At 56.1% G+C, this 19,164-nt stretch carries 17 protein-coding genes; 15 read left to right on the top strand and 2 right to left on the bottom strand.

Features of this window, described 5'->3' with window-relative positions:
* The first annotated feature begins 208 nt into the window (after nt 1–208).
* The 7 genes from ERD84_RS16040 (at nt 209) to ptsP (ending at nt 9,745) form a co-directional block, all read left to right on the top strand.
* Nucleotides 209–3,373 carry an autotransporter outer membrane beta-barrel domain-containing protein gene (locus ERD84_RS16040; protein WP_245150663.1) on the top strand — a complete coding sequence of 1,055 codons (3,165 nt, stop codon included), beginning with the start codon at nt 209–211 and terminating at the stop codon, nt 3,371–3,373.
* Between the two features lie 277 nt (nt 3,374–3,650).
* Complete coding sequence (thrS, locus tag ERD84_RS09825) at nt 3,651–5,597, top strand: threonine--tRNA ligase (protein WP_130039434.1); 1,947 nt, start codon at nt 3,651–3,653, stop codon at nt 5,595–5,597.
* Entirely contained in the window at nt 5,572–6,171 is a 600-nt protein-coding gene (gene infC / locus ERD84_RS09830) for a translation initiation factor IF-3 (protein WP_130039435.1), read from the top strand. The genes thrS and infC overlap by 26 nt, the downstream gene beginning before the upstream one ends.
* Before the next feature lie 75 nt (nt 6,172–6,246).
* Nucleotides 6,247–7,242 carry a glutathione synthase gene (gene gshB, locus ERD84_RS09835; protein ID WP_130039436.1) on the top strand — a complete coding sequence of 332 codons (996 nt, stop codon included), beginning with the start codon at nt 6,247–6,249 and terminating at the stop codon, nt 7,240–7,242.
* Complete coding sequence (locus tag ERD84_RS09840) at nt 7,239–7,646, top strand: PTS sugar transporter subunit IIA (protein ID WP_130039437.1); 408 nt, start codon at nt 7,239–7,241, stop codon at nt 7,644–7,646. Before gshB ends, ERD84_RS09840 begins: the two co-directional genes overlap by 4 nt.
* Before the next feature lie 46 nt (nt 7,647–7,692).
* On the top strand, nt 7,693–7,962 hold the full coding sequence (locus tag ERD84_RS09845; protein WP_130039438.1) for an HPr family phosphocarrier protein: 270 nt from the start codon (nt 7,693–7,695) through the stop codon (nt 7,960–7,962).
* 76 nt (nt 7,963–8,038) lie between these two features.
* Nucleotides 8,039–9,745 carry a phosphoenolpyruvate--protein phosphotransferase gene (ptsP, locus tag ERD84_RS09850; RefSeq protein WP_167667440.1) on the top strand — a complete coding sequence of 569 codons (1,707 nt, stop codon included), beginning with the start codon at nt 8,039–8,041 and terminating at the stop codon, nt 9,743–9,745.
* Nucleotides 9,746–9,814: 69 nt separating this feature from the next.
* On the opposite strand, the gene ERD84_RS09855 is transcribed toward ptsP, so the two are convergent.
* Nucleotides 9,815–11,041, bottom strand: a complete 1,227-nt coding sequence (locus ERD84_RS09855) for an ammonium transporter (RefSeq protein ID WP_130039439.1) — start codon at nt 11,039–11,041, stop codon at nt 9,815–9,817.
* A gap of 85 nt (nt 11,042–11,126) precedes the next feature.
* The gene (locus ERD84_RS09860; protein WP_130039440.1) at nt 11,127–11,465 is read right to left on the bottom strand and encodes a P-II family nitrogen regulator; all 339 of its coding nucleotides are present in this window, start codon (nt 11,463–11,465) and stop codon (nt 11,127–11,129) included.
* Between the two features lie 496 nt (nt 11,466–11,961).
* On the opposite strand from ERD84_RS09860, the gene ERD84_RS16000 reads away from it, so the two are divergent.
* From ERD84_RS16000 to ERD84_RS09900, 8 genes are all read left to right on the top strand, one after another.
* Nucleotides 11,962–12,375: a hypothetical protein gene (locus ERD84_RS16000; RefSeq protein ID WP_130039441.1), complete on the top strand. Its 414-nt coding sequence runs from the start codon at nt 11,962–11,964 to the stop codon at nt 12,373–12,375.
* Between the two features lie 158 nt (nt 12,376–12,533).
* Nucleotides 12,534–12,812, top strand: a complete 279-nt coding sequence (locus tag ERD84_RS09870; RefSeq protein WP_130039442.1) for an accessory factor UbiK family protein — start codon at nt 12,534–12,536, stop codon at nt 12,810–12,812.
* 133 nt (nt 12,813–12,945) lie between these two features.
* Nucleotides 12,946–14,463 (top strand): YifB family Mg chelatase-like AAA ATPase, encoded by a 1,518-nt coding sequence (locus ERD84_RS09875; RefSeq protein WP_130039443.1) that lies wholly within the window; start codon nt 12,946–12,948, stop codon nt 14,461–14,463.
* 212 nt (nt 14,464–14,675) lie between these two features.
* Entirely contained in the window at nt 14,676–14,873 is a 198-nt protein-coding gene (gene rpmI, locus ERD84_RS09880) for a 50S ribosomal protein L35 (RefSeq protein WP_130039444.1), read from the top strand.
* A gap of 13 nt (nt 14,874–14,886) precedes the next feature.
* A complete protein-coding gene (rplT, locus tag ERD84_RS09885) occupies nt 14,887–15,246 on the top strand; it encodes a 50S ribosomal protein L20 (RefSeq protein ID WP_013742339.1) in 360 nt (119 codons plus the stop codon).
* A 70-nt stretch (nt 15,247–15,316) separates the two neighbouring features.
* Nucleotides 15,317–16,339 carry a phenylalanine--tRNA ligase subunit alpha gene (pheS, locus tag ERD84_RS09890; protein WP_130039445.1) on the top strand — a complete coding sequence of 341 codons (1,023 nt, stop codon included), beginning with the start codon at nt 15,317–15,319 and terminating at the stop codon, nt 16,337–16,339.
* 78 nt (nt 16,340–16,417) lie between these two features.
* Nucleotides 16,418–18,829: a phenylalanine--tRNA ligase subunit beta gene (gene pheT / locus ERD84_RS09895; protein WP_130039446.1), complete on the top strand. Its 2,412-nt coding sequence runs from the start codon at nt 16,418–16,420 to the stop codon at nt 18,827–18,829.
* Nucleotides 18,830–18,841: 12 nt separating this feature from the next.
* Nucleotides 18,842–19,162: an integration host factor subunit alpha gene (locus tag ERD84_RS09900; protein ID WP_130039447.1), complete on the top strand. Its 321-nt coding sequence runs from the start codon at nt 18,842–18,844 to the stop codon at nt 19,160–19,162.
* Nucleotides 19,163–19,164: the final 2 nt, after the last annotated feature.

Consider the following 19,164-nt stretch of genomic DNA (forward strand, 5'->3'; position numbering starts at 1 on the left):
ATATTCAGTGTGGTTTGGTTGCAGCGATATGGGCGATATGTATCAAGGGATTACCCGAAATAACAGGGCGTGATCAACTGGTTTCTGGGTCGGCGTGCTACTGTGATTTGCTTTTTTTCGCTGGCATAAACGAGTCAGAAGCGTTGGCCGTAGCAAAAAAACTAATCCAAACAATAAGCGCCATGGCAAGGGTAGAGAGGAGACATCAATGCGTACTAAATATCGATTCTTCTCGTCGGGGGATTGTCGACGAGGAGTGGGCTTCGTCGCAGGTGGCTTGCTGACGGTGGGATTGGCTGGGGGTGCGTTTGCAGAAACTGTGGGAGGTTCATACTCTACGATTGATCTGCCCAGTAGTGGTCAGTCAGTTGCACCCGTGACGCAGACTTCGCCTGTGACAGTTACGGGTACAACTTCTATTCAGGTCGCTGATGAGTCTATTATCCTGAGCAATGCCGGCAACGAATTCGAGGGGACGGTGACGCTGACCGGTGGAACCGTGGCTATCACCGATAAGAGTTCGCTTAATCTGGGTGAGGTGTCTGCCGGGAGCCTGTCTGCAGTCAGCCATGGCAGCCTGAACCTTGGCCAAGGAACTGTCACTGGAGATTTGTCGGCCTCCAGCAATGGCGGTGCGATCTCGCAGTCTGGTGCGCTTTCCGTTGGTGGTGCCAGCACGATAAACGCGGGATCCGGAGATATTGCCCTGCACAATGCCGGCAACGAATTCGGGGGGACGGTGACGCTGACCGGTGGAGCCGTGGCTATCACCGATAAGAGTTCGCTGAATCTGGGTACGGTGTCTGCCGGGAGCCTGTCTGCAGTCAGCCATGGCAGCCTGAACCTTGGTCAGGGTACTGTCACTGGAGATTTGTCGGCCTCCAGCAATGGTGGCGCGATCTCGCAGTCTGGTGCGCTTTCCGTTGGTGGTGCCAGCACGATTGATGCTGGGGTCGGCAGCATCGCCCTCGACAACGCCAGCAACGAATTCGGGGGGACGGTGACGCTGACCGGTGGAGCCGTGGCTATCACCGATAAGAGTTCGCTGAGTCTGGGTACGGTGTCTGCCGGGAGCCTGTCTGCGGTCAGCCATGGCAGCCTGAACCTTGGCCAGGGCAGTGTCACTGGAGATTTGTCGGCCTCCAGCAATGGTGGTGCGATCTTGCAGTCTGGTGCGCTATCCGTTGGTGGTGCCAGCACGATTGATGCTGGGGCCGGCAGCATCGCCCTCGACAACGCCAGCAACGATTTTTTGGGTTCGTTGACCGTACAAGGCACGGATATCAAGATTGTCGATGTCAATGATCTTCAGATCGCGTCAGTGGTTAACGGCCTCAATGCCTCTATTGTGCTGGAGGCTGGCGGGAAGCTGACTCTCCCGGGGCATGCAATAAATGTTGGCACTGCAACCCTGAGTCTGATGTCACGCGGGGGCACGCTCTCTACAGCGGCAGCGCTGGGCGGGGCCCAGGTCGAATTGAGTGGAAGAGACGGGATAAGCCTGAACCATAATGTGGCGGCAACTTCATCGCTCGCGCTCCATGGCGTCGGCGGCATCACCCAGTCGGGTGGTGCAGTGACAGCGCCGGTCGTCAGCATCGATAGCGATGGCGATGTTGCCCTGGCTAGCAGCGCCAATGCCATCGAGCGACTGGATAACGTGCATGTTCTGGGTGACTTCAGCCTGAACAACGAGGTGCCGCTGGTGATCAATACGCTTCAGGCAAATAGCGTTGAACTCTCGGTGGATGCCGGCGTCAACGTGACGGGTGTCGTATCGACCGGCCAGCTGACAATGAACGGTGGGCGGCTGAGTGTCAATGGCGCGGTCACTGGGAATGTGCAGGTTATGGCGGGAGCATCGCTAGCTGGGGTCGGCACCGTCGGCAACACCACAATTAGGGCCGGTGGCATGTTGACGCCGGGTAATTCCATCGGGACGCTCACGGTAGACGGCGACTTGGTCTTTGATGCGGGTTCGCATTATCTGGTCGAGGTCGATCCGCAAGGTACGGACGCCGATCTGGTTCACGTTACGGGTACCGCCAGTCTGGCGGGCGGTTCGGTGGTGCACATTGGGGCAGATGGTGCCTATGACCCGAGTTCGACCTACCGCATTCTCAAGGCTGATGGTTCGCTTATTGGCGCTTTCGAGAAGGTCACCTCCGACTTCGCTTTCCTGACCCCTGACCTTGCTTATGATTATGGTGCTGGCACGGTTGATCTGTCGCTCGAGCGGAATGAGGTCAGCTTTTCCTCCATGGCCTTGACTGGCAACCAGGGCGCCACCGCCGCAGGTATTGAAAGTCTGGGGATGGGGCAGGCGGTCTATGACGCGGTGGTCACACTGCCAGATGACGCCATGCAGATTCAAGCTGGATTCGATGCGCTTTCGGGCGAGGTGTATGCGTCGGCCAAGACGGCGTTGGTGGAAGAGAGTCGCTTTGTACGCAATGCAGTCTTTGACCGCATACGGACGGCATTCGATGGCATGGCTTCCAATACCATGCCTGTACAGACCTATGGTGCAGACCATACGGCGCCAACTGACCGATTTGCCGCATGGGGCCATGCCTTTGGCAGTTGGGGGCACACAGGCAGTGACGGAAACTCTGCGCGCCTGGAACGTTCAACGCGGGGTTTCCTGGTCGGTGCTGACGGTCAGGTGTTCGATGCCTGGCGTGCCGGGCTGGTGGCCGGCTACAGTCGTAGCTCCTTCGATGCGACAGCACGTGTTTCCTCGGGAGAAAGCGACAATTATCATCTCGGGCTGTATGGCGGCAGGCAATGGGGGCAATTGGGGTTGCGTACTGGCCTGGCTTATACCTGGCACAACATCGACGTCAATCGTTCGCTGGCTATCGGTAGTTTTTCAGATCGACTGTCGTCCGACTATCGTGCCGGTACTTTCCAGATTTTCGGCGAGCTGGGATACCAGGTGGATACCCCGCATGTGTCGTTTGAGCCTTTCGTCGGCCTGGCCTACATCAACCACCGCACAGACGGCTACACAGAGCGTGGCGGAGCGGCTGCGTTGCATAGCGGGGGCCAAACGACTGACACAACATTCATGACGCTGGGCCTGCGGGGGAAGACCGGCTTTACCTTGGGCCAGATGCAGGCATCTGTATACGGTACGTTGGGCTGGAGACACGCTTTTGGCGATACGGTTCCGACCTCGATACATGCCTTTTCGGAGGGTGACGCCTTTACGGTCGCCGGTGCGCCCATCGCCAGGAATGCAGCGGTGCTCGAGGCGGGTCTGAGCCTGGCTGTCGCTTCCAATGCGGTCTTGAGTTTGTCGTATATGGGGCAGCTTGCCGCAGATGCCAAAGACCACGGCGCTCGGGCCACACTTAGCATCAGCTTCTGAACCTTCTACTTGCCATTTCACAATAAGGGGCTTTTTCACAACACCGAAAAACGTATTCAATGGCGATATTGCAATTTAATGAAGCTTAAAAGGGCTACTGGCGCAACAGGTGTTACACTGGAGCAACGAATTTTTTATTTTTGAGCAAGCATGAGCACAACGCGAACTATGACCGGGCATTTCTAGCCGTCGCCGCGTATTGTTCATTCGCTAACTAGCAAAATCAACATTCCCAGAACGCGGCTAGTGCCGCGTTTTTGCATTTTCAGGACATCTTATGGTTCACATTACCTTGCCCGATGGCTCGCAACGCGAGTTCCCCGGCCCTGTTTCTGTCAGCGATGTCGCCCATTCCATCGGAACCGGGTTGGGTCGTGCCGCGCTGGCGGGGCGTGTAGCCGTAGAGGGTAAGGAAGCGAAACTGGTCGACACCAGCTTTGTGATTGAGCAAGATGCAAATCTGGCCATCATCACTGCCAAGGATCCCGATGGGCTTGATTTAATCCGCCATTCCACTGCCCACCTGCTGGCTTATGCAGTCAAGTCTTTGTTCCCTGATGCACAGGTAACCATAGGTCCTGTAATCGATAACGGCTTTTACTACGACTTCTCGTACAAGCGTCCGTTTACCCCCGAAGATCTGGAAGCCATTGAAAAGAAGATGGCCGAACTGGCCAAGAAAGATGAAGTCGTGACGCGCGAAGAGTGGTTGCGTGATGATGCCGTGGCGTATTTCAAGAGCATAGGCGAGGATTACAAGGCCGAGATCATTGCCTCGATTCCTTCCAACGAGCCTATCAGCTTGTACCGCGAAGGTGACTTTATCGATCTGTGTCGTGGGCCGCATGTGCCGTCCACCGGCAAGCTCAAGGTCTTCAAGCTGATGAAGGTTGCCGGTGCCTACTGGCGTGGTGACAGCAACAACGAAATGCTCCAACGCATTTACGGAACGGCCTGGGCCAGCAAAGAAGAGCAGGCCGCTTATCTGACCATGCTCGAAGAGGCTGAGCGGCGCGATCATCGCAAGATTGGCCGTGAACTGGACCTGTTCCACTTCCAGGACGAGGCCCCGGGCCTGATTTTCTGGCATCCCAAGGGCTGGACATTGTGGCAGCAGGTCGAGCAGTACATGCGCTCTGTGTATCGCGACAATGGCTATCAAGAGGTCAAGGCACCACAAATCCTGGATTTGTCGCTCTGGAAGAAAACAGGTCACTGGGACAATTACGCCGAAAACATGTTCACGACCGAATCCGAGAATCGTGTCTATGGCTTGAAACCCATGAACTGCCCTGGGCATGTGCAGATTTTCAATGCGGGCTTGCATTCTTATCGCGAACTGCCCATACGCTATGGTGAGTTCGGGCAGTGCCATCGCAACGAGCCTTCCGGCTCATTGCACGGCATGATGCGGGTGCGGGGCTTTACACAAGATGACGGCCATATTTTCTGCACTGAAGACCAGTTGCAGGATGAATGCGCTGACTTCACCGCCTTGCTGCAAAAGGTGTACGCTGATTTTGGCTTTACCGAGATTTTGTACAAGGTCGCTACGCGCCCTGAAAAACGCATAGGCTCGGATGAGGTCTGGGACAAGGCTGAACAAGCGCTCATGGAGAGCCTGGACCGCACAGGTTGCGCCTACGAAGTGTCGCCCGGCGAAGGTGCCTTCTACGGCCCCAAAATTGAATACACCCTAAAGGACGCTATTGGGCGCCATTGGCAGTGTGGCACCATACAGGTTGATTTTTCCATGCCGCAACGCTTGGGCGCCGAGTATGTCGATGCCAGCGATCAACGTCGTACGCCGGTTATGCTGCATCGGGCAATTCTGGGTTCTTTCGAGCGTTTTATCGGCATGCTCATCGAAAACCATGCAGGTGCCATGCCCGCGTGGCTTGCTCCTGAGCATGCTGTGGTGTGCTGTATTTCCGAATCGTCAGCCGATTATGCTGCCGAAGTTGCGCTAGGCCTGAAAAAACAAGGGTTTAGGGCTTTTTCCGATTTGCGCGGTGAAAAGATCACCCGTAAAATTCGCGAACACAGCATGCAAAAAATACCGTACATTCTGGTGGTAGGCGAAAAAGAGCGTGAAACCGGCCAGGTTGCGGTACGAGGACGTGGCGGCGTTGATCTTGGTGTTATGCCGCTGAACGACTTTACCAAGCGCCTGCAGCAAGAGATTGCCACCCGTCATTATGGCGGCGAATCCAGCCAGGCCTGATTTTTTATTAATTCTAGGAGTTTTAGACATCGCAACCGACAAAGCCCATCGCATCAATGGTGAAATCCGTATCCCCGAGGTGCGTCTTATTGGAGTAGACGGCGAGCAACTAGGGGTAGTAAAAACCTCCGAAGCGCTTCAGCTGTCAGAGCAACACGAAGTCGACCTGGTCGAAATCGCACCCAATGCCTCACCGCCCGTATGCCGCCTGATGGATTATGGCAAGTTCAAATACCAAGAACAAAAACGCCAGCAAGAAGCGCGTGCCAAGCAAAAAGTCATTCAGGTAAAAGAAGTCAAGTTCCGTCCAGGTACTGACGAAGGCGACTATCAGGTCAAGCTGCGCAATTTGCGCCGCTTTATCGAAGAAGGTGACAAGGCCAAGGTGACGCTGCGTTTCAGAGGCCGGGAAATGGCTCACCAGGAACTCGGTATGCGGGTTCTGGAGCGGGTACGTGACGATCTGGCCGAGCTGTGTCAGGTCGAAGCCATGCCTAAGCTGGAAGGCCGTCAAATGGTCATGGTGCTTGCGCCTCGTAAAAAAGCTGCAACAGGCGGCAAATCCGCCGAATAGCAGGCAGCTGGGTCGGTATTCCTTTAGCGCTCTTGCGGGCGAAGGTCCGCAGGAGCTCGCAGGCAGGTGTGTTTTATGCATGTATTGTTTGTTATTGATCCTTTACCTACGCTAAAGGCTTATAAAGACTCTTCCGTTGCGATGATGCGCGCCTTGGTTGCACGCGGTCACACGCTCAGCGTCGTCTACCAGGAAGGCCTGTACCTGGACGAAGGACTCGTCAAGGCGGTATCCACGGGCATTGGCCTGGAGCAGGGTGCTGATCTTCATGAGCATGCCTGGTGGTTTGAGCGTTCAGCGCCTAGCGAAACTCTGCTGTCCGAATTCGACGCAGTAGTCATGCGCAAGGACCCGCCGTTCGACATGGAGTATGTGTACGCCACGCACATGCTCGAGTACGCTCAGGCGCAGGGTGCGCGGGTATTCAATTCGGGCGCAGCAATACGGAACCATCCCGAAAAGCTCACGATTACCGAGTTTGCATCGCTGACTTCGCCCACCTTGGTTACGCGCGATATGGCTCGTTTGCGTGCCTTCCATGCCAAGCACAATGATGTCATTGTCAAGCCGCTGGACGGCATGGGCGGCACCGGAATCTTTCGCCTGCGTACCGACGAACCCAATCTGGGTGCCATCCTGGAAACGCTCACCGACAATGGTACGCGCTCCATCATGGCCCAACGCTATATTCCAGAAATCGTCAAGGGCGACAAACGTATCTTGCTGATAGGCGGCAAGCCTGTTCCTTATGCCTTGGCACGCATTCCCCTGGCCGGCGAAACCCGTGGCAATCTGGCGGCCGGTGGTCGTGGAGTCGCACAGCCGCTGACTGCCCGTGATATTGAAATCGCCGAAACAGTCGCAGCCGGTGTGGCCGGGCGTGGCCTGTTGCTGGTTGGGCTGGATGTCATTGGTGACTATCTGACTGAAGTCAATGTCACCAGTCCCACCTGTTTTGTCGAGATTACCGAGCAAACCGGATTTGATGTGGCCACCTGTTTTGCAGAGGCTCTGGAGCAGGCTGTGGCCGATGCTGGCGCGGGCATCGGGCAAGGGTGCAATCTGACATGACACGCATTGTTCTGGTCATGCATGAGCCTTTGGGTTCATCGTTTGCAGAATGTGCCGAGCATGTGCTGGGCCATAAGGCAAACCTGACCGTATTCGACGTGGCGCCCGATTGCGAGCCCGAGGCCCAGGTGAGGCGCCTGGCCGGCATGCTGCAGCACACACCCGGTCAGGCGACCCTGGTTCTTTGCGATATATTTGGCGCAACACCATTTAATATTGCCAAGCGAGCCATTAAACTGGCCACAGAGCAGGGCTTCAGCGCACATCTGATCACAGGCACTAATTTGTGCATGGTGCTCAAGGCCTTGACCGAGCAACAAGACAATCCCGAGCAACTCAGCAAGAATGTCCAGCTTGGCGCCCTAAGGGGTATTGTCAACGCCGACAACGAATGCAAGTGCTGAGCCGTTCGTCAAAGTACTCATTATTCCTATAAAACCAGAAGACCTTATGCCATCCATCGACATCGTCATCAGCAATAAACTGGGTTTGCATGCACGGGCCGCGGCCAAGCTGACCCAGCTGGCCAGCAGGTATAAAAGTGAAATATTCATCGCGCGCGGTGCGCAGCGCGTAAATGCCAAGAGCATCATGGGCGTCATGATGCTGGCGGCGGGGCTGGGGGTTACCGTCAAGGTCGATGCAGAGGGCGAAGATGCCCAGCAGGCGCTGGATGACATTCAATCCTTATTCGACAATAAATTCGGCGAGCAAGAATAAACTTCCTTAATCAGGAGCCGATACCGTGACTATGTCTGCATACACCGATACGCCAGATCTGTGTGCAACGCTGTGCATGCAGGGTCAGGGCGTTGTGAAAGGCTATGCCATAGGCAAGGCGGCGGTCATGAGCGCCGCCGCGCTTGAGGTGGCGCACTATCGTATTCCCGAGCAAGAAGTCGAAGCCGAGTGCGAGCGCATGAAAGCGGCGCTGTCCAAGGCGCGCGACGAACTCCAGCTTATTGCCAGCACCTTGCCTGAGGACGCGCCACGCGAGCTTGGGCCACTGCTGACCGTGCATACCATGCTGCTCGACGATCCCATGCTGTTCGAGCAGACCTGTGCGTTAATCATGGAACGGCACTACAACGCAGAATGGGCATTGACCACCCAGGGGCAATTGTTGTCCGAGCAGTTCGATCTCATGGAAGACGAGTATTTGCGTGAACGTGGCGCCGATATTCGCCAAGTCATAGAAAGGGTGCTGCGCGTATTGTCGGGCTCGATGTCTTTATTGCCCAGCCTTCAGGCCGATAACTCGACCGATCCGCTTATTGTTGTGGCGCGGGACATCTCTCCAGCGGACATGCTGCGTTTGCGTGGCGGCCGTTTTGCCGCTTTCCTTACGGATTTGGGCGGACTCACTTCGCATACGGCGATTGTGGCACGCAGTATGAATGTACCGGCGGTAGTGGGCCTGGGCCATTTTCGGGCGCTGGTGCGCGATGGTGACATTCTGGTGGCCGACGGATTCTCGGGTACGGTGCTGGTCAATCCATCAGAAAAAATACTGAATGAATATCGCCAGCGTCAGGAAGAATATCTTCAGAAACGGGCTACGCTTGCTTTGCTGCGTGATGCCCCTGCAGAAACACTGGATGGGATTTCCATCAGGCTGGAAGCCAATATCGAGCTACCCGAAGAAGCGGCTGAAGCCCTGGCTGCTGGTGCTGATGGCATAGGCTTGTTCCGCAGCGAGTTTTTGTTTATGGGCCGTCCCGATCTGCCTTCCGAAAACGAGCAATATCAGGCCTATGCATCCGTCGTCAAAGCCATGGAAGGCCGTCCGGTGACTATACGTACGCTGGACCTGGGCGCTGACAAGAGTCTGGATGGCGACATTACCGTGGCCACCAACCCGGCACTGGGATTACGTGCCATCCGGTATTGTCTGGCCAATCCCGAGATTTTCAGAACTCAGTTGCGGGCGCTATTGCGAGCTTCACTTCATGGTCATGTGCGCATACTCATACCCATGATTTCGCATATGCACGAGGTGCATGCGACCCGGGAAGCCATTGAGCAGGCGTGCGCCAGCATGGATGCTGATGGCGTTGCCTATGCGCGTAATATTTCATTGGGTGCCATGGTCGAAATTCCAGCCATAGCCATCGCGATAGAACCCTTTGTTGAAACGTTGGACTTTTTATCCATAGGCACGAACGACCTGATTCAATACACGCTTGCCATCGACCGGGGCGATAGCGAAGTGGCCGATTTATACGACCCCATGCACCCGGCTGTGTTGCGCCTGATTGCCCACACCATTAATGCGGGCGAACGGGCGGGCAAGTCCGTGTCGGTGTGCGGAGAAATGGCGGGTGACTCTACCGTCACACGCATGCTGTTGGGCTTGGGGCTGACAGGCTTCTCCATGCATCCCCAGCAACTGCTCGATGTCAAGAACGAGGTCCGGCAAGCGCATTCCAACGCGTTGCGGGTCAAGGTGGCTTCTGCGCTGAACCGGGCTGAACGGATTGATCTGGCGGCCTTGTCGGGTTAAGAGCTTATGCATCAGAAGCAAAAAAGCCAGCGTTGGAACGCTGGCTTTTTTGTGTGCTTGGCCTGAAGTTTAGCGATGGTAGGCTGTTTCGCCATGCGTGCTGATGTCCAGACCTTCCCGCTCCACATCGGCACTGACCCGTAAGCCGCATACCTTGTCCGCAATAAAGTAGGCGATCCAGGCAACAACAGCTGACCAGGCGATAGTGATCAGGACACCTTCGAGTTGCAGCCATACCTGATAGGGTACCTCTGCCAGCGTTGCCAGTCCCGGGCCACCCAAGGGCTTGGCATTGAAGACACCGGTGAGCAGCGCTCCCACAATACCGCCGACTCCATGAATGCCGAAAACATCCAGTGTGTCGTCCGCACGCAGCAGGCGTTTCAGGCCATTAACGCCCCACAGGCAAGCAATGCCCGCCACAATACCTATGATCAGGGCGCCACCTGGGCCTATGAGCCCTGCAGCGGGGGTTACACCCACCAGGCCTGCCACTGCGCCCGAAATGGCGCCCAGCAGGGAGGGCTTGCCTTTGTATTTCCACTCGGCCAGCGTCCAGGCAAGAATACCGCCGGCGGTCGCTACTAGCGTGTTGAAGAAGGCCAACGCCGCTGTCTCGTTCGCACTGAGTGCCGATCCTGCATTGAAACCAAACCAGCCTACCCACAGCAGAGACGCACCTATCATGGCCATGGGCAGGTTGTGGGGTTGCATGGACTCGCGTCCGTAGCCTATGCGCTTGCCAATGACATACGCGCCCACCAGGCCGGCTATGCCCGAGTTGATGTGCACTACAGTGCCACCGGCAAAGTCCAGGGCGCCACGCTCAAACAGCCAGCCACCGGGAGCCCATACCATATGGGCGATGGGTATATAAGCGAAAGTGAGCCAGATTAGCGTAAAGACCAGCACGGCGGAATACTTTGCACGTTCGGCAAATCCTCCTACGATGAGGGCGCAGGTAATGCCTGCGAAGGTAGCCTGAAAGGCGGCAAAGCTCAATTCCGGAATGCTGCCCGCCAACTCGAAGCTTGGGGTGTTCAGGTCAAGCATGCCGCTGAAGAACATGCGTGAGAACCCGCCCACGATGGCGTTGGCTTCGGTAAAGGCAAGCGAGTAGCCGTAAATAAACCAGATGACTATAGCGAGTGCGAAGGTCGACAGTACCTGTATCAATATCGACAAGACATTCTTGGCTCGCACCAGGCCGCCGTAGAACAGACCCAGTCCGGGCACGACCATCAACAGTACCAATAGGGTCGAGACACTGACCCATGCCAAATCGGCTTTATCCATTATCTATTCTCCAGGATGCGCCCGATCACGCTTTTTCGTTGACCGGGTGGCAGATAAGTTGTTCAACAAAAGAGGGGGTACGGCTTTACAGTGCGCTTTCGCCCGATTCGCCTGTACGTATTCGTATGGCTTGTTCAATTGGAGTAATAAATATCTTCCCGTCGCCTATCTTGCCGGTGTGTGCCGCGGCGCACAGGTTCTCGATGGCTTGCTCGACCAGATGTTCGGAAACTGCCATTTCAAGACGTAGCTTGGGAAGAAAGTCCACGGTGTATTCGGCGCCCCGGTACAACTCGGTATGCCCCTTCTGGCGTCCAAACCCCTTGACTTCAGTGACGGTCATGCCCTGTATGCCCAGCTCGGATAACGCTTCCCGAACTTCGTCCAGTTTGAAGGGTTTGATGATGGCGGTAATAAGCTTCATTGCAGTTCCTCGTGAAGGTGATGACAGGAATAAAGCAATAGTCATGCCAGTTTTTCAAGTGTTCGGGCGACTGGACGTGCTTGATCCGCAGAAGAGGCTGCATATATGCGCGTTGGGGGACAGCGGGTAGGGCAGGTATTGCACCGTGAGCCTTGTTGTGGTGCGCGTTGCTCAAGCTTGGCACCATAATGGGGCAGCGTGCCGTGCAAGCCAAAATGTAACTAGACAAGAGTAGGGCCTCGGTATTTGTATCGGTGTGTTGATGCTCCCGTTTTATGGTTTTAGCCCTAAACACCCATGTTGAAAGGGATGTCCGGGAGATAAGAGATCAAATAAAAAAATAATTGAAATTAGTATTTACACTAGGCTCGCTTTTTATTCGACTTCTGTGACTAGAATGGTTTCCAAGCTAGTTGTAACAAGCTCGCTGCTGAACCGTTAGTCGCACCGGCATCAGCAAAAGAGGTAGACGCGACTTTGGATAAGTGAGGTAATTATGAAAAAGACTCGTACGCATTTGGCCGTCATCGCAATGGTTGCTTCAATGAGTCTGCTTGCAGCATGCTCGGACTCGGAAGACACAAGCGCACCCATGGATGGTGCCGCTGGCACGGAAACCCCAGCTCCTGCTCCAACGCCTGATCCTGTACCTACGCCTGATCCTGCTCCCGCTCCCGCTCCCGCGCCTTCGTCGGGTTCGGCCACTGATACCGAGCCTACTGTTGGCGAGAAAATGGCTGACGCTGCCGACAAGGTTGGCGAAGCAGTGTCCGACTCCATGGACGCAGCGGGCGACGCCATCAAGGAAGGCGCTTCCAAGGCCGACAGTGCTATTCAGGATTCGGTGGGCGATGGCAGTCCTGATCCTGGCGTCACGCCGCCTGCCGACGACACCGCACCCAAGTCATGAGCCAGCGAGTAAGGCCGGCTTAGGCATGACAAGGCTGCCGCGCCAAGCGGCGGCCGGGCAAGAGCACCCCAAGGTTGGTTATATGCTGACCCTGGGGTGTTTTCTATGAGGCGAGCTTTTTCATTACACTAATGCTTATTAAGAATCCGGAGATAGCAATGGTTACTCGTAATGATTGGTTTGAAGATTTTCAGAAGAATATGTCTGAGCTCATTGCCAAAAGCCCGGCTGCCGACATAGAGCGCAACGTCAAGGCAATGATGGCGCAAGCCTTCTCGCGTATGGATCTGGTCACTCGCGAGGAGTTTGATGTACAGGTTCAACTGCTCGAACGTGCGCTGGCGCGTATCACCGCTCTCGAGTCGCGGGTTCAGGCTCTTGAAGGCCGGCCCGATACACCGCTGCAGCAAGGGGTTTCGGCGCCAGGTACCGAATAAGGGGCTAAAAGTACACCTCTGCTTCAGTAGGGATATGTATTACTACTAGTGGATGTTCTGTTGTTTGGCCTGTCTTCAGCTGGCTTGCATGGTCCCATACTGGTGCCATATGAAATAGCACGGGAGATTGTGCATGTCCTTAGCGGTGCTGGCGAGCAGGGCGCTCTGTGGTCTTCAGGCGTTACCCGTGCGGGTCGAAGTTCACATGGCACCGGGGCTGCCTGCTTTTCATGTAGTGGGTCTACCTGACGCCGGCGTACGTGAAAGTCGTGAAAGAGTGCGGTCTGCCATACTCAGTAGCGGGTTCGAGTTTCCTGCTGGTCGCCTGACTGTGAACTTGGCGCCGGCCGATCTTCCCAAAGAGTCGGGGCGCTTCGATTTGCCAATCGCTCTGGGCATTCTGCTGGCATCCGGCCAGGTGGCCGAAGCACTTGCCAACGAGGCCGGCCGGCAACTGCACGATTATGTGTTTGCGGGCGAACTGTCGCTCACCGGAGCTGTCACTTCGGTTGCGGCACCATTGGCTATTGCCCTGGCCGTAGCTCGCAGCCATCCCGGGGCCATTCTCGTGCTTCCTGCCGGTAGCGCCGATCATGCTGCCCTGGTTCCGGGCCTGACAGTATTGTCGGCGGGTAGTCTGCTCGATGTCGCCCTCCATGTTTCGGGTGTTCGGGCCTTGCTGCCCGCCCAGCCTTCGCCTTTGTGCCCCGGCGAGGGCAGCGAGCCCTGTCTGTCAGAGGTCAGGGGGCAGGCGTTGGCGCGTAGGGTGCTTGAAATTGCGGCAGCCGGAGGCCATAGCTTGTTGATGTCAGGCCCTCCGGGTACCGGCAAAAGCATGCTGGCACACCGACTTCCCGGATTGCTGCCCAGGCTCGAACCCGGGCAGGCGCTCGAAGCGTCGGCGCTGGCGAGCTTGAATGGGCAGCCTCCCATGTTTACTGACCGTCCTCCGTTCCGGTCTCCTCATCATTCGGCATCGGTGCCAGCGCTGGTGGGCGGAGGTGCTTATCCCAGACCAGGGGAAATCAGCCTGGCCCACCAGGGTGTGCTTTTTCTCGATGAGTTGCCTGAGTTCCAGCGACGGGTTCTCGAATCCCTGCGCGAGCCGCTGGAAACCGGTTGTGTGACGATTGCACGAGCATCGCGCACACTGACTTTTCCTGCCAACTTCCAATTGGTGGCTGCCATGAATCCTTGCCCTTGCGGCTGGCTGGGGCATAAAAAGAAAAGTTGTCGTTGTACGCCTGACCGTATAGAGGCTTATCGCAGCCGGTTGTCGGGTCCTCTGCTTGATCGGGTCGATCTACAGATTTCCCTTCCTGGTGCAGAGGCCAACTGGATAGATCTGCCCGAAGGCGAAGACTCCAGCACTGTACGGTTGCGGGTCCTGCAGTGCCGCACGCGCCAGCAGCAACGCCAGTGCGACACCAATGCCCGCTTAAGCGTAGCCGAGATCGGTATTCATTGCCGGCTGGATGACGAAAGTACAGCGCTATTGGCGCGCGCCATGCAGCGCTGGAACTGGTCGGCCCGGGTTGTTCACCGCATCCTCCGGGTCAGCCGCACGCTAGCCGATATGTCGGGTGCCGACCAGATTGGAGCCACGCATATTGCAGAGGCGGTGCAATATCGGCTGCCATGGGATGGCTGATATCGTCTTGGAAATCAGTTAGACAAACAGCCTGGATTCATCGTATAATCAAGGGCTTTTCTTTGTCTAGTCAGACTTTTTGCCTGGTTTGCATCTTTGTTTATCAGCGTACTGGCGGGCCTTGAAAAGAACCAATAAGTGAATGCCGGGTCGTGCAAGCGTCGCCAGTTTGTTTGGGGACCACCTTCATTCATCAATCACAGAGTTACATCATGCCTAAGATGAAAACCAAGAAAGGTGCTGCAAAGCGCTTTAAGGTTCGTGGTAGCGGGTCTATCAAGCGAGGACAGGCGTTCAAGCGTCACATCCTCACCAAGAAAACAACCAAGAACAAGCGCCACCTGCGCGGTTCTACCGCCGTACACGATGCTGACGTGAACGCGGTCAAGGCAATGTTGCCGTTCGCTTGATAGGAGATCTACTATGCCACGCGTAAAACGCGGCGTTACTGCCCGTGCCCGTCACAAAAAAGTTATTAAAGCTGCAAAAGGTTATCGTGGTCGCCGCGGTAATGTATTCCGTATCGCCAAACAGGCGGTAATGAAAGCTGGGCAATATGCCTATCGCGATCGCCGCAATAAAAAGCGCACCTTCCGCGCACTCTGGATCACTCGTATCAATGCGGCTTGCCGCGAACTGGGCGTAAGCTACAGTGTGTTCATCGCCGGCACCAAGAAAGCCTCGATTGAACTTGATCGCAAAGTTTTGGCCGATATGGCGGTAAACGATAAAGCTGGCTTTGCTGCCGTGGTTGAACAAGCCAAGTCTGCTTTGGCTGCTTGATCAATCTCGATTCTGTATTGCTGCAAACGGGGCTCTAGCGGGCTCCGTTTGTATTTGGAAACGCTACATTATGACTTCTCCGGTTGATGACCTGATTGCTCAGGCGCAAGAACAGTTTGCCCAGGCCAATGACGCCGCGGCGCTCGAAAATGCCAAAGCCCGTTTTCTGGGCAAGCAGGGCGCGCTGACTGCCCTCATGAAAGGGCTGGCGCAGTTGGCGCCTGATCAGAAGAAGGCCGAAGGGGCCCGTATCAACCAGCTGAAACAGCACATTGAGGGTTTGCTCAATGCCCGGCGCCAGGAAATGGCCCAGGCCGAGCTCGACAAACGCTTGGCGGCTGAAACCATCGATGTCACCCTGCCCGGGCGTGGCAAGGGAATAGGGGGCATACACCCCGTCATACAGACATGGCAACGGGTCGAGGCCATTTTCCGCTCTATCGGTTTTGACGTGGCTGATGGCCCCGAAATCGAAAATGACTGGACCAACTTCACCGCCCTGAACAACCCCGAAAACCATCCTGCCCGCTCCATGCAGGATACTTTCTACGTCGATATGCAAGACAGCCAAGGTCTGCCTTTGTTGTTGCGTACGCATACCAGTCCCATGCAAGTGCGCTATGCACGTATGCACAAGCCGCCCATCAAGGTGATTGCTCCCGGGCGTACTTACCGCGTCGACAGCGATGCTACCCATTCACCCATGTTCCATCAGGTCGAAGGGCTATGGATTGCCGAAGACATTTCCTTTGCCGACCTGAAGGGCGTCTATACCGACTTTCTGCAAGCTTTCTTCGAGACCGAAGATCTCTCCGTGCGTTTTCGCCCATCGTTCTTTCCGTTCACAGAGCCTTCGGCCGAGATCGACATGATGTTCACCTCGGGTCCGAACCAGGGGCGCTGGCTGGAAATTTCGGGTTCTGGCCAGGTCCATCCGCAGGTGGTCCGCAATTTCGGACTTGATCCCGAACGTTATATTGGTTTCGCCTTCGGCTCCGGGCTGGAACGCCTGACGATGTTGCGCTATGGCGTTAATGATCTGCGCCAATTCTTCGAGGGTGACTTGCGTTTCCTGCGCCAGTTCAACCGATGAAACCCTCCGGGGCGGGCTGCTTAAGGCCTGCCTCCCGCTTGCCTTGTCCAGCTGTAAAACGAATCCGACGAGTACATTATGCAATTTCCTGAGTCCTGGCTACGCGCTTTTGCAAACCCTGATCTCGATACTGACACCTTATCGCATCGCCTCACCATGGCCGGCCTGGAGGTTGAAGAGACCACCACGGCGGCTCCCCCCTTCAGCGGCGTGGTGGTAGCGCTCATCAAGGAAATTGCCGCGCATCCCAATGCTGACAAGCTTCGCATTTGCCAGGTAGACGACGGCTCGGGCGATTTGCTGCAAATTGTTTGTGGTGCGCCTAATGCGGCGGCAGGCATCAAGGTGCCTTTGGCGCGCGTAGGCGCTGAGCTGCCAGGCGGCATGAAAATAGGTGTCGCCAAGATGCGTGGCATTGAGTCGTCAGGCATGCTTTGTTCGGCTCGTGAGCTGGGCCTGTCGCAAGACCATGCAGGCTTGCTCGAGCTGGGCGCCGATGCAACGGTGGGCGCATCGCTGCGTACAGCGCTTGATCTGGATGACACGATATTTACCTTGAAGATGACGCCCAACCGGGCTGATTGTCTGTCCATCCTCGGTGTTGCGCGCGAAGTGTCCGCATTGACGGGAGCTGTATTGCAGCTGCCAAGTTTTGAGGCCGTGCCCGTTACTTTGCATGATCGCCTGTCGGTGACGGTGAAGGCACCGGATTTGTGCGGACGTTTTGCCGGTCGCGTCATACGCGGAGTCAATGCTCGCGCCGCCACACCCGCCTGGATGAAGAGCCGCCTGGAGCGTGCAGGACAGCGTTCGATCTCTGCCCTGGTTGATATCTCCAACTATGTCATGCTTGAACTGGGGCGGCCTACCCATGTATTCGACCTGAAACGCATAGAGGGCGGCTTGACCGTGCGCTGGGCCAATCAGGGCGAGCAGCTTGAGTTGCTGAATGGCCAAACCGTTGCGCTGGCACCCGATGTTGGCGTTGTTGCAACGGATAGTGCGGTGGAAAGTCTGGCCGGTATCATGGGTGGCGAGGCAACCGCCGTGACGCTGGATACTACTGACATCTACCTCGAGGGTGCATTCTGGTGGCCAGAGGCGATCATGGGTCGCCCACGCCGGTATAAGTTCAGCTCCGAAGCCAGTCATCGCTTCGAGCGTGGCGTTGATTTTGATTCGATCACAGAGCATCTGGAGTTCATGACCCGGCTGCTGATCGATATTTGCGGCGGCCAAGTCGGCCCACTGGATGATCAAATCGTCAATTTGCCTGCGCGTAAGCCGGTTTCCATGCGACTGGCGCGTTGTCATCGCATTTTGGGCGTGCCGGTATCGCGCGCCGAAGTTGAAGGTATATTCACGCGGCTTGGCCTGCCTTTTGAGGTGCAGGAGGGCGATGTATTCGTGGTGACTCCGCCATCGTATCGCTTTGACCTGTTCATCGAAGAAGACTTGATCGAAGAGGTCGCACGCATATATGGTTTTGAGCGTATTCCTGATGTGCCCCCAATGGCGCGAGCAAAGATGCTGACCAGCCCTGAGGCATTACGCGGGCCGCACGCCTTGCGCGCCCGTATGGCCGGGCAAGATTACCAGGAAGTCATCAACTTCGCTTTCGTGGAAGAGGCCTGGGAGCGCGATTATGCAGGCAATACTGATCCCATCAAGTTGCTTAATCCCATCGCCAGCCAACTGGCGGTGATGCGCTCCAGCCTGATCGGCGGACTGCTGGCCAATATCATTCATAACGCCAATCGGAAGCAAAGCCGTGTCAGGGTTTTTGAATTGGGCCGGGTCTTTATGCGTGACGTCAGTGTTGTCGACGGTGATCTGGCAGTGGCAGGCATACATCAGCCGCAGCGTCTCGCCGGCGCGGCCTGGGGGCCGGCTGTGGAAGAGCAATGGGGTACGCCGGTGCGCCAGGTCGATTTCTACGATGTCAAGAAAGATGTGGAGTGTCTGTTGGGTGCCCAGGGGGCAAACCTGGAGTGTCTTGCAGATACTCATCCGGCCTTGCACCCTGGCCGTTCGGCCCGATTGCAGCTGGCCGGCAAGCATATAGGCTGGCTGGGCGAGCTGCATCCACGCTGGGCACAGCAGTGCGACCTGACGCATGCGCCAGTCGTTTTCGAACTCGATGCCGATGCTGTTTCTGTCCAGGCGTTTCCTGCGCCTACCGAAATTTCACGCCAGCCAGTGGTGATTCGCGACTTGGCGGTATGGGCTGGCCTGGATGTATCGTATAAGGATTTGTTGAACACACTTACGCATGTAATTGAATCTAATGCTACTCTTGGCATCGTCAAAGATATTAAACTGTTTGATGTCTGGCGCGACAAGTCGGCAGAAACCAGCGAAAAGAGCATGGCGTTTCGCTTCTGGTTACAAGATCGTGAAACCACGCTGGACGACGCCAGGGTTGAGCAATGCATGGCGTTGTTGCTTGAAGCGTTAGTCAGCGCCCACGGTATACGTCAGCGCGCCTAAGGAGGCCACATTATGAATCCGGAACGTACCCTGACCAAGGCAGAGCTGGCCGAGTTGCTGTTTGACCGTGTGGGTTTGAACAAGCGTGAAGCCAAGGATATTGTCGATACTTTTTTCGAAGAAATTCGCGATTCGCTCGCACGCGGGGTCGAAGTCAAGTTGTCTGGCTTTGGTAATTTCCAGGTCCGTGACAAACCGCCGCGCCCAGGACGAAATCCGAAAACCGGTGAAGTCATTCCGATCGCCGCACGACGTGTTGTTACCTTTCATGCCAGCCAGAAACTCAAGTCTGTCGTAGAATCAGCCGGGAAAGCCCCTGCATCCATCGGGTAACC

It is taken from the genome of Pollutimonas harenae, assembly GCF_004153685.1.
Classification (GTDB): domain Bacteria; phylum Pseudomonadota; class Gammaproteobacteria; order Burkholderiales; family Burkholderiaceae_B; genus Pusillimonas_C; species Pusillimonas_C harenae.

Excerpts from the sequence above, each read along its gene's own strand:
- ERD84_RS09860 (WP_130039440.1), bottom strand. The coding sequence starts at position 11,465 with ATGAAGCTTATTACCGCCATCATCAAACCCTTCAAACTGGACGAAGTT.
- pheT (WP_130039446.1), top strand. The coding sequence starts at position 16,418 with ATGCAATTTCCTGAGTCCTGGCTACGCGCTTTTGCAAACCCTGATCTC.
- ptsP (WP_167667440.1), top strand. The coding sequence starts at position 8,039 with ATGCAGGGTCAGGGCGTTGTGAAAGGCTATGCCATAGGCAAGGCGGCG.
- ERD84_RS16000 (WP_130039441.1), top strand. The coding sequence starts at position 11,962 with ATGAAAAAGACTCGTACGCATTTGGCCGTCATCGCAATGGTTGCTTCA.
- rplT (WP_013742339.1), top strand. The coding sequence starts at position 14,887 with ATGCCACGCGTAAAACGCGGCGTTACTGCCCGTGCCCGTCACAAAAAA.
- rpmI (WP_130039444.1), top strand. The coding sequence starts at position 14,676 with ATGCCTAAGATGAAAACCAAGAAAGGTGCTGCAAAGCGCTTTAAGGTT.
- ERD84_RS09840 (WP_130039437.1), top strand. The coding sequence starts at position 7,239 with ATGACACGCATTGTTCTGGTCATGCATGAGCCTTTGGGTTCATCGTTT.
- infC (WP_130039435.1), top strand. The coding sequence starts at position 5,572 with ATGGCGGCGAATCCAGCCAGGCCTGATTTTTTATTAATTCTAGGAGTT.
- ERD84_RS16040 (WP_245150663.1), top strand. The coding sequence starts at position 209 with ATGCGTACTAAATATCGATTCTTCTCGTCGGGGGATTGTCGACGAGGA.
- pheS (WP_130039445.1), top strand. The coding sequence starts at position 15,317 with ATGACTTCTCCGGTTGATGACCTGATTGCTCAGGCGCAAGAACAGTTT.
- ERD84_RS09870 (WP_130039442.1), top strand. The coding sequence starts at position 12,534 with ATGGTTACTCGTAATGATTGGTTTGAAGATTTTCAGAAGAATATGTCT.
- ERD84_RS09845 (WP_130039438.1), top strand. The coding sequence starts at position 7,693 with ATGCCATCCATCGACATCGTCATCAGCAATAAACTGGGTTTGCATGCA.
- thrS (WP_130039434.1), top strand. The coding sequence starts at position 3,651 with ATGGTTCACATTACCTTGCCCGATGGCTCGCAACGCGAGTTCCCCGGC.
- ERD84_RS09855 (WP_130039439.1), bottom strand. The coding sequence starts at position 11,041 with ATGGATAAAGCCGATTTGGCATGGGTCAGTGTCTCGACCCTATTGGTA.
- ERD84_RS09900 (WP_130039447.1), top strand. The coding sequence starts at position 18,842 with ATGAATCCGGAACGTACCCTGACCAAGGCAGAGCTGGCCGAGTTGCTG.
- gshB (WP_130039436.1), top strand. The coding sequence starts at position 6,247 with ATGCATGTATTGTTTGTTATTGATCCTTTACCTACGCTAAAGGCTTAT.
- ERD84_RS09875 (WP_130039443.1), top strand. The coding sequence starts at position 12,946 with ATGTCCTTAGCGGTGCTGGCGAGCAGGGCGCTCTGTGGTCTTCAGGCG.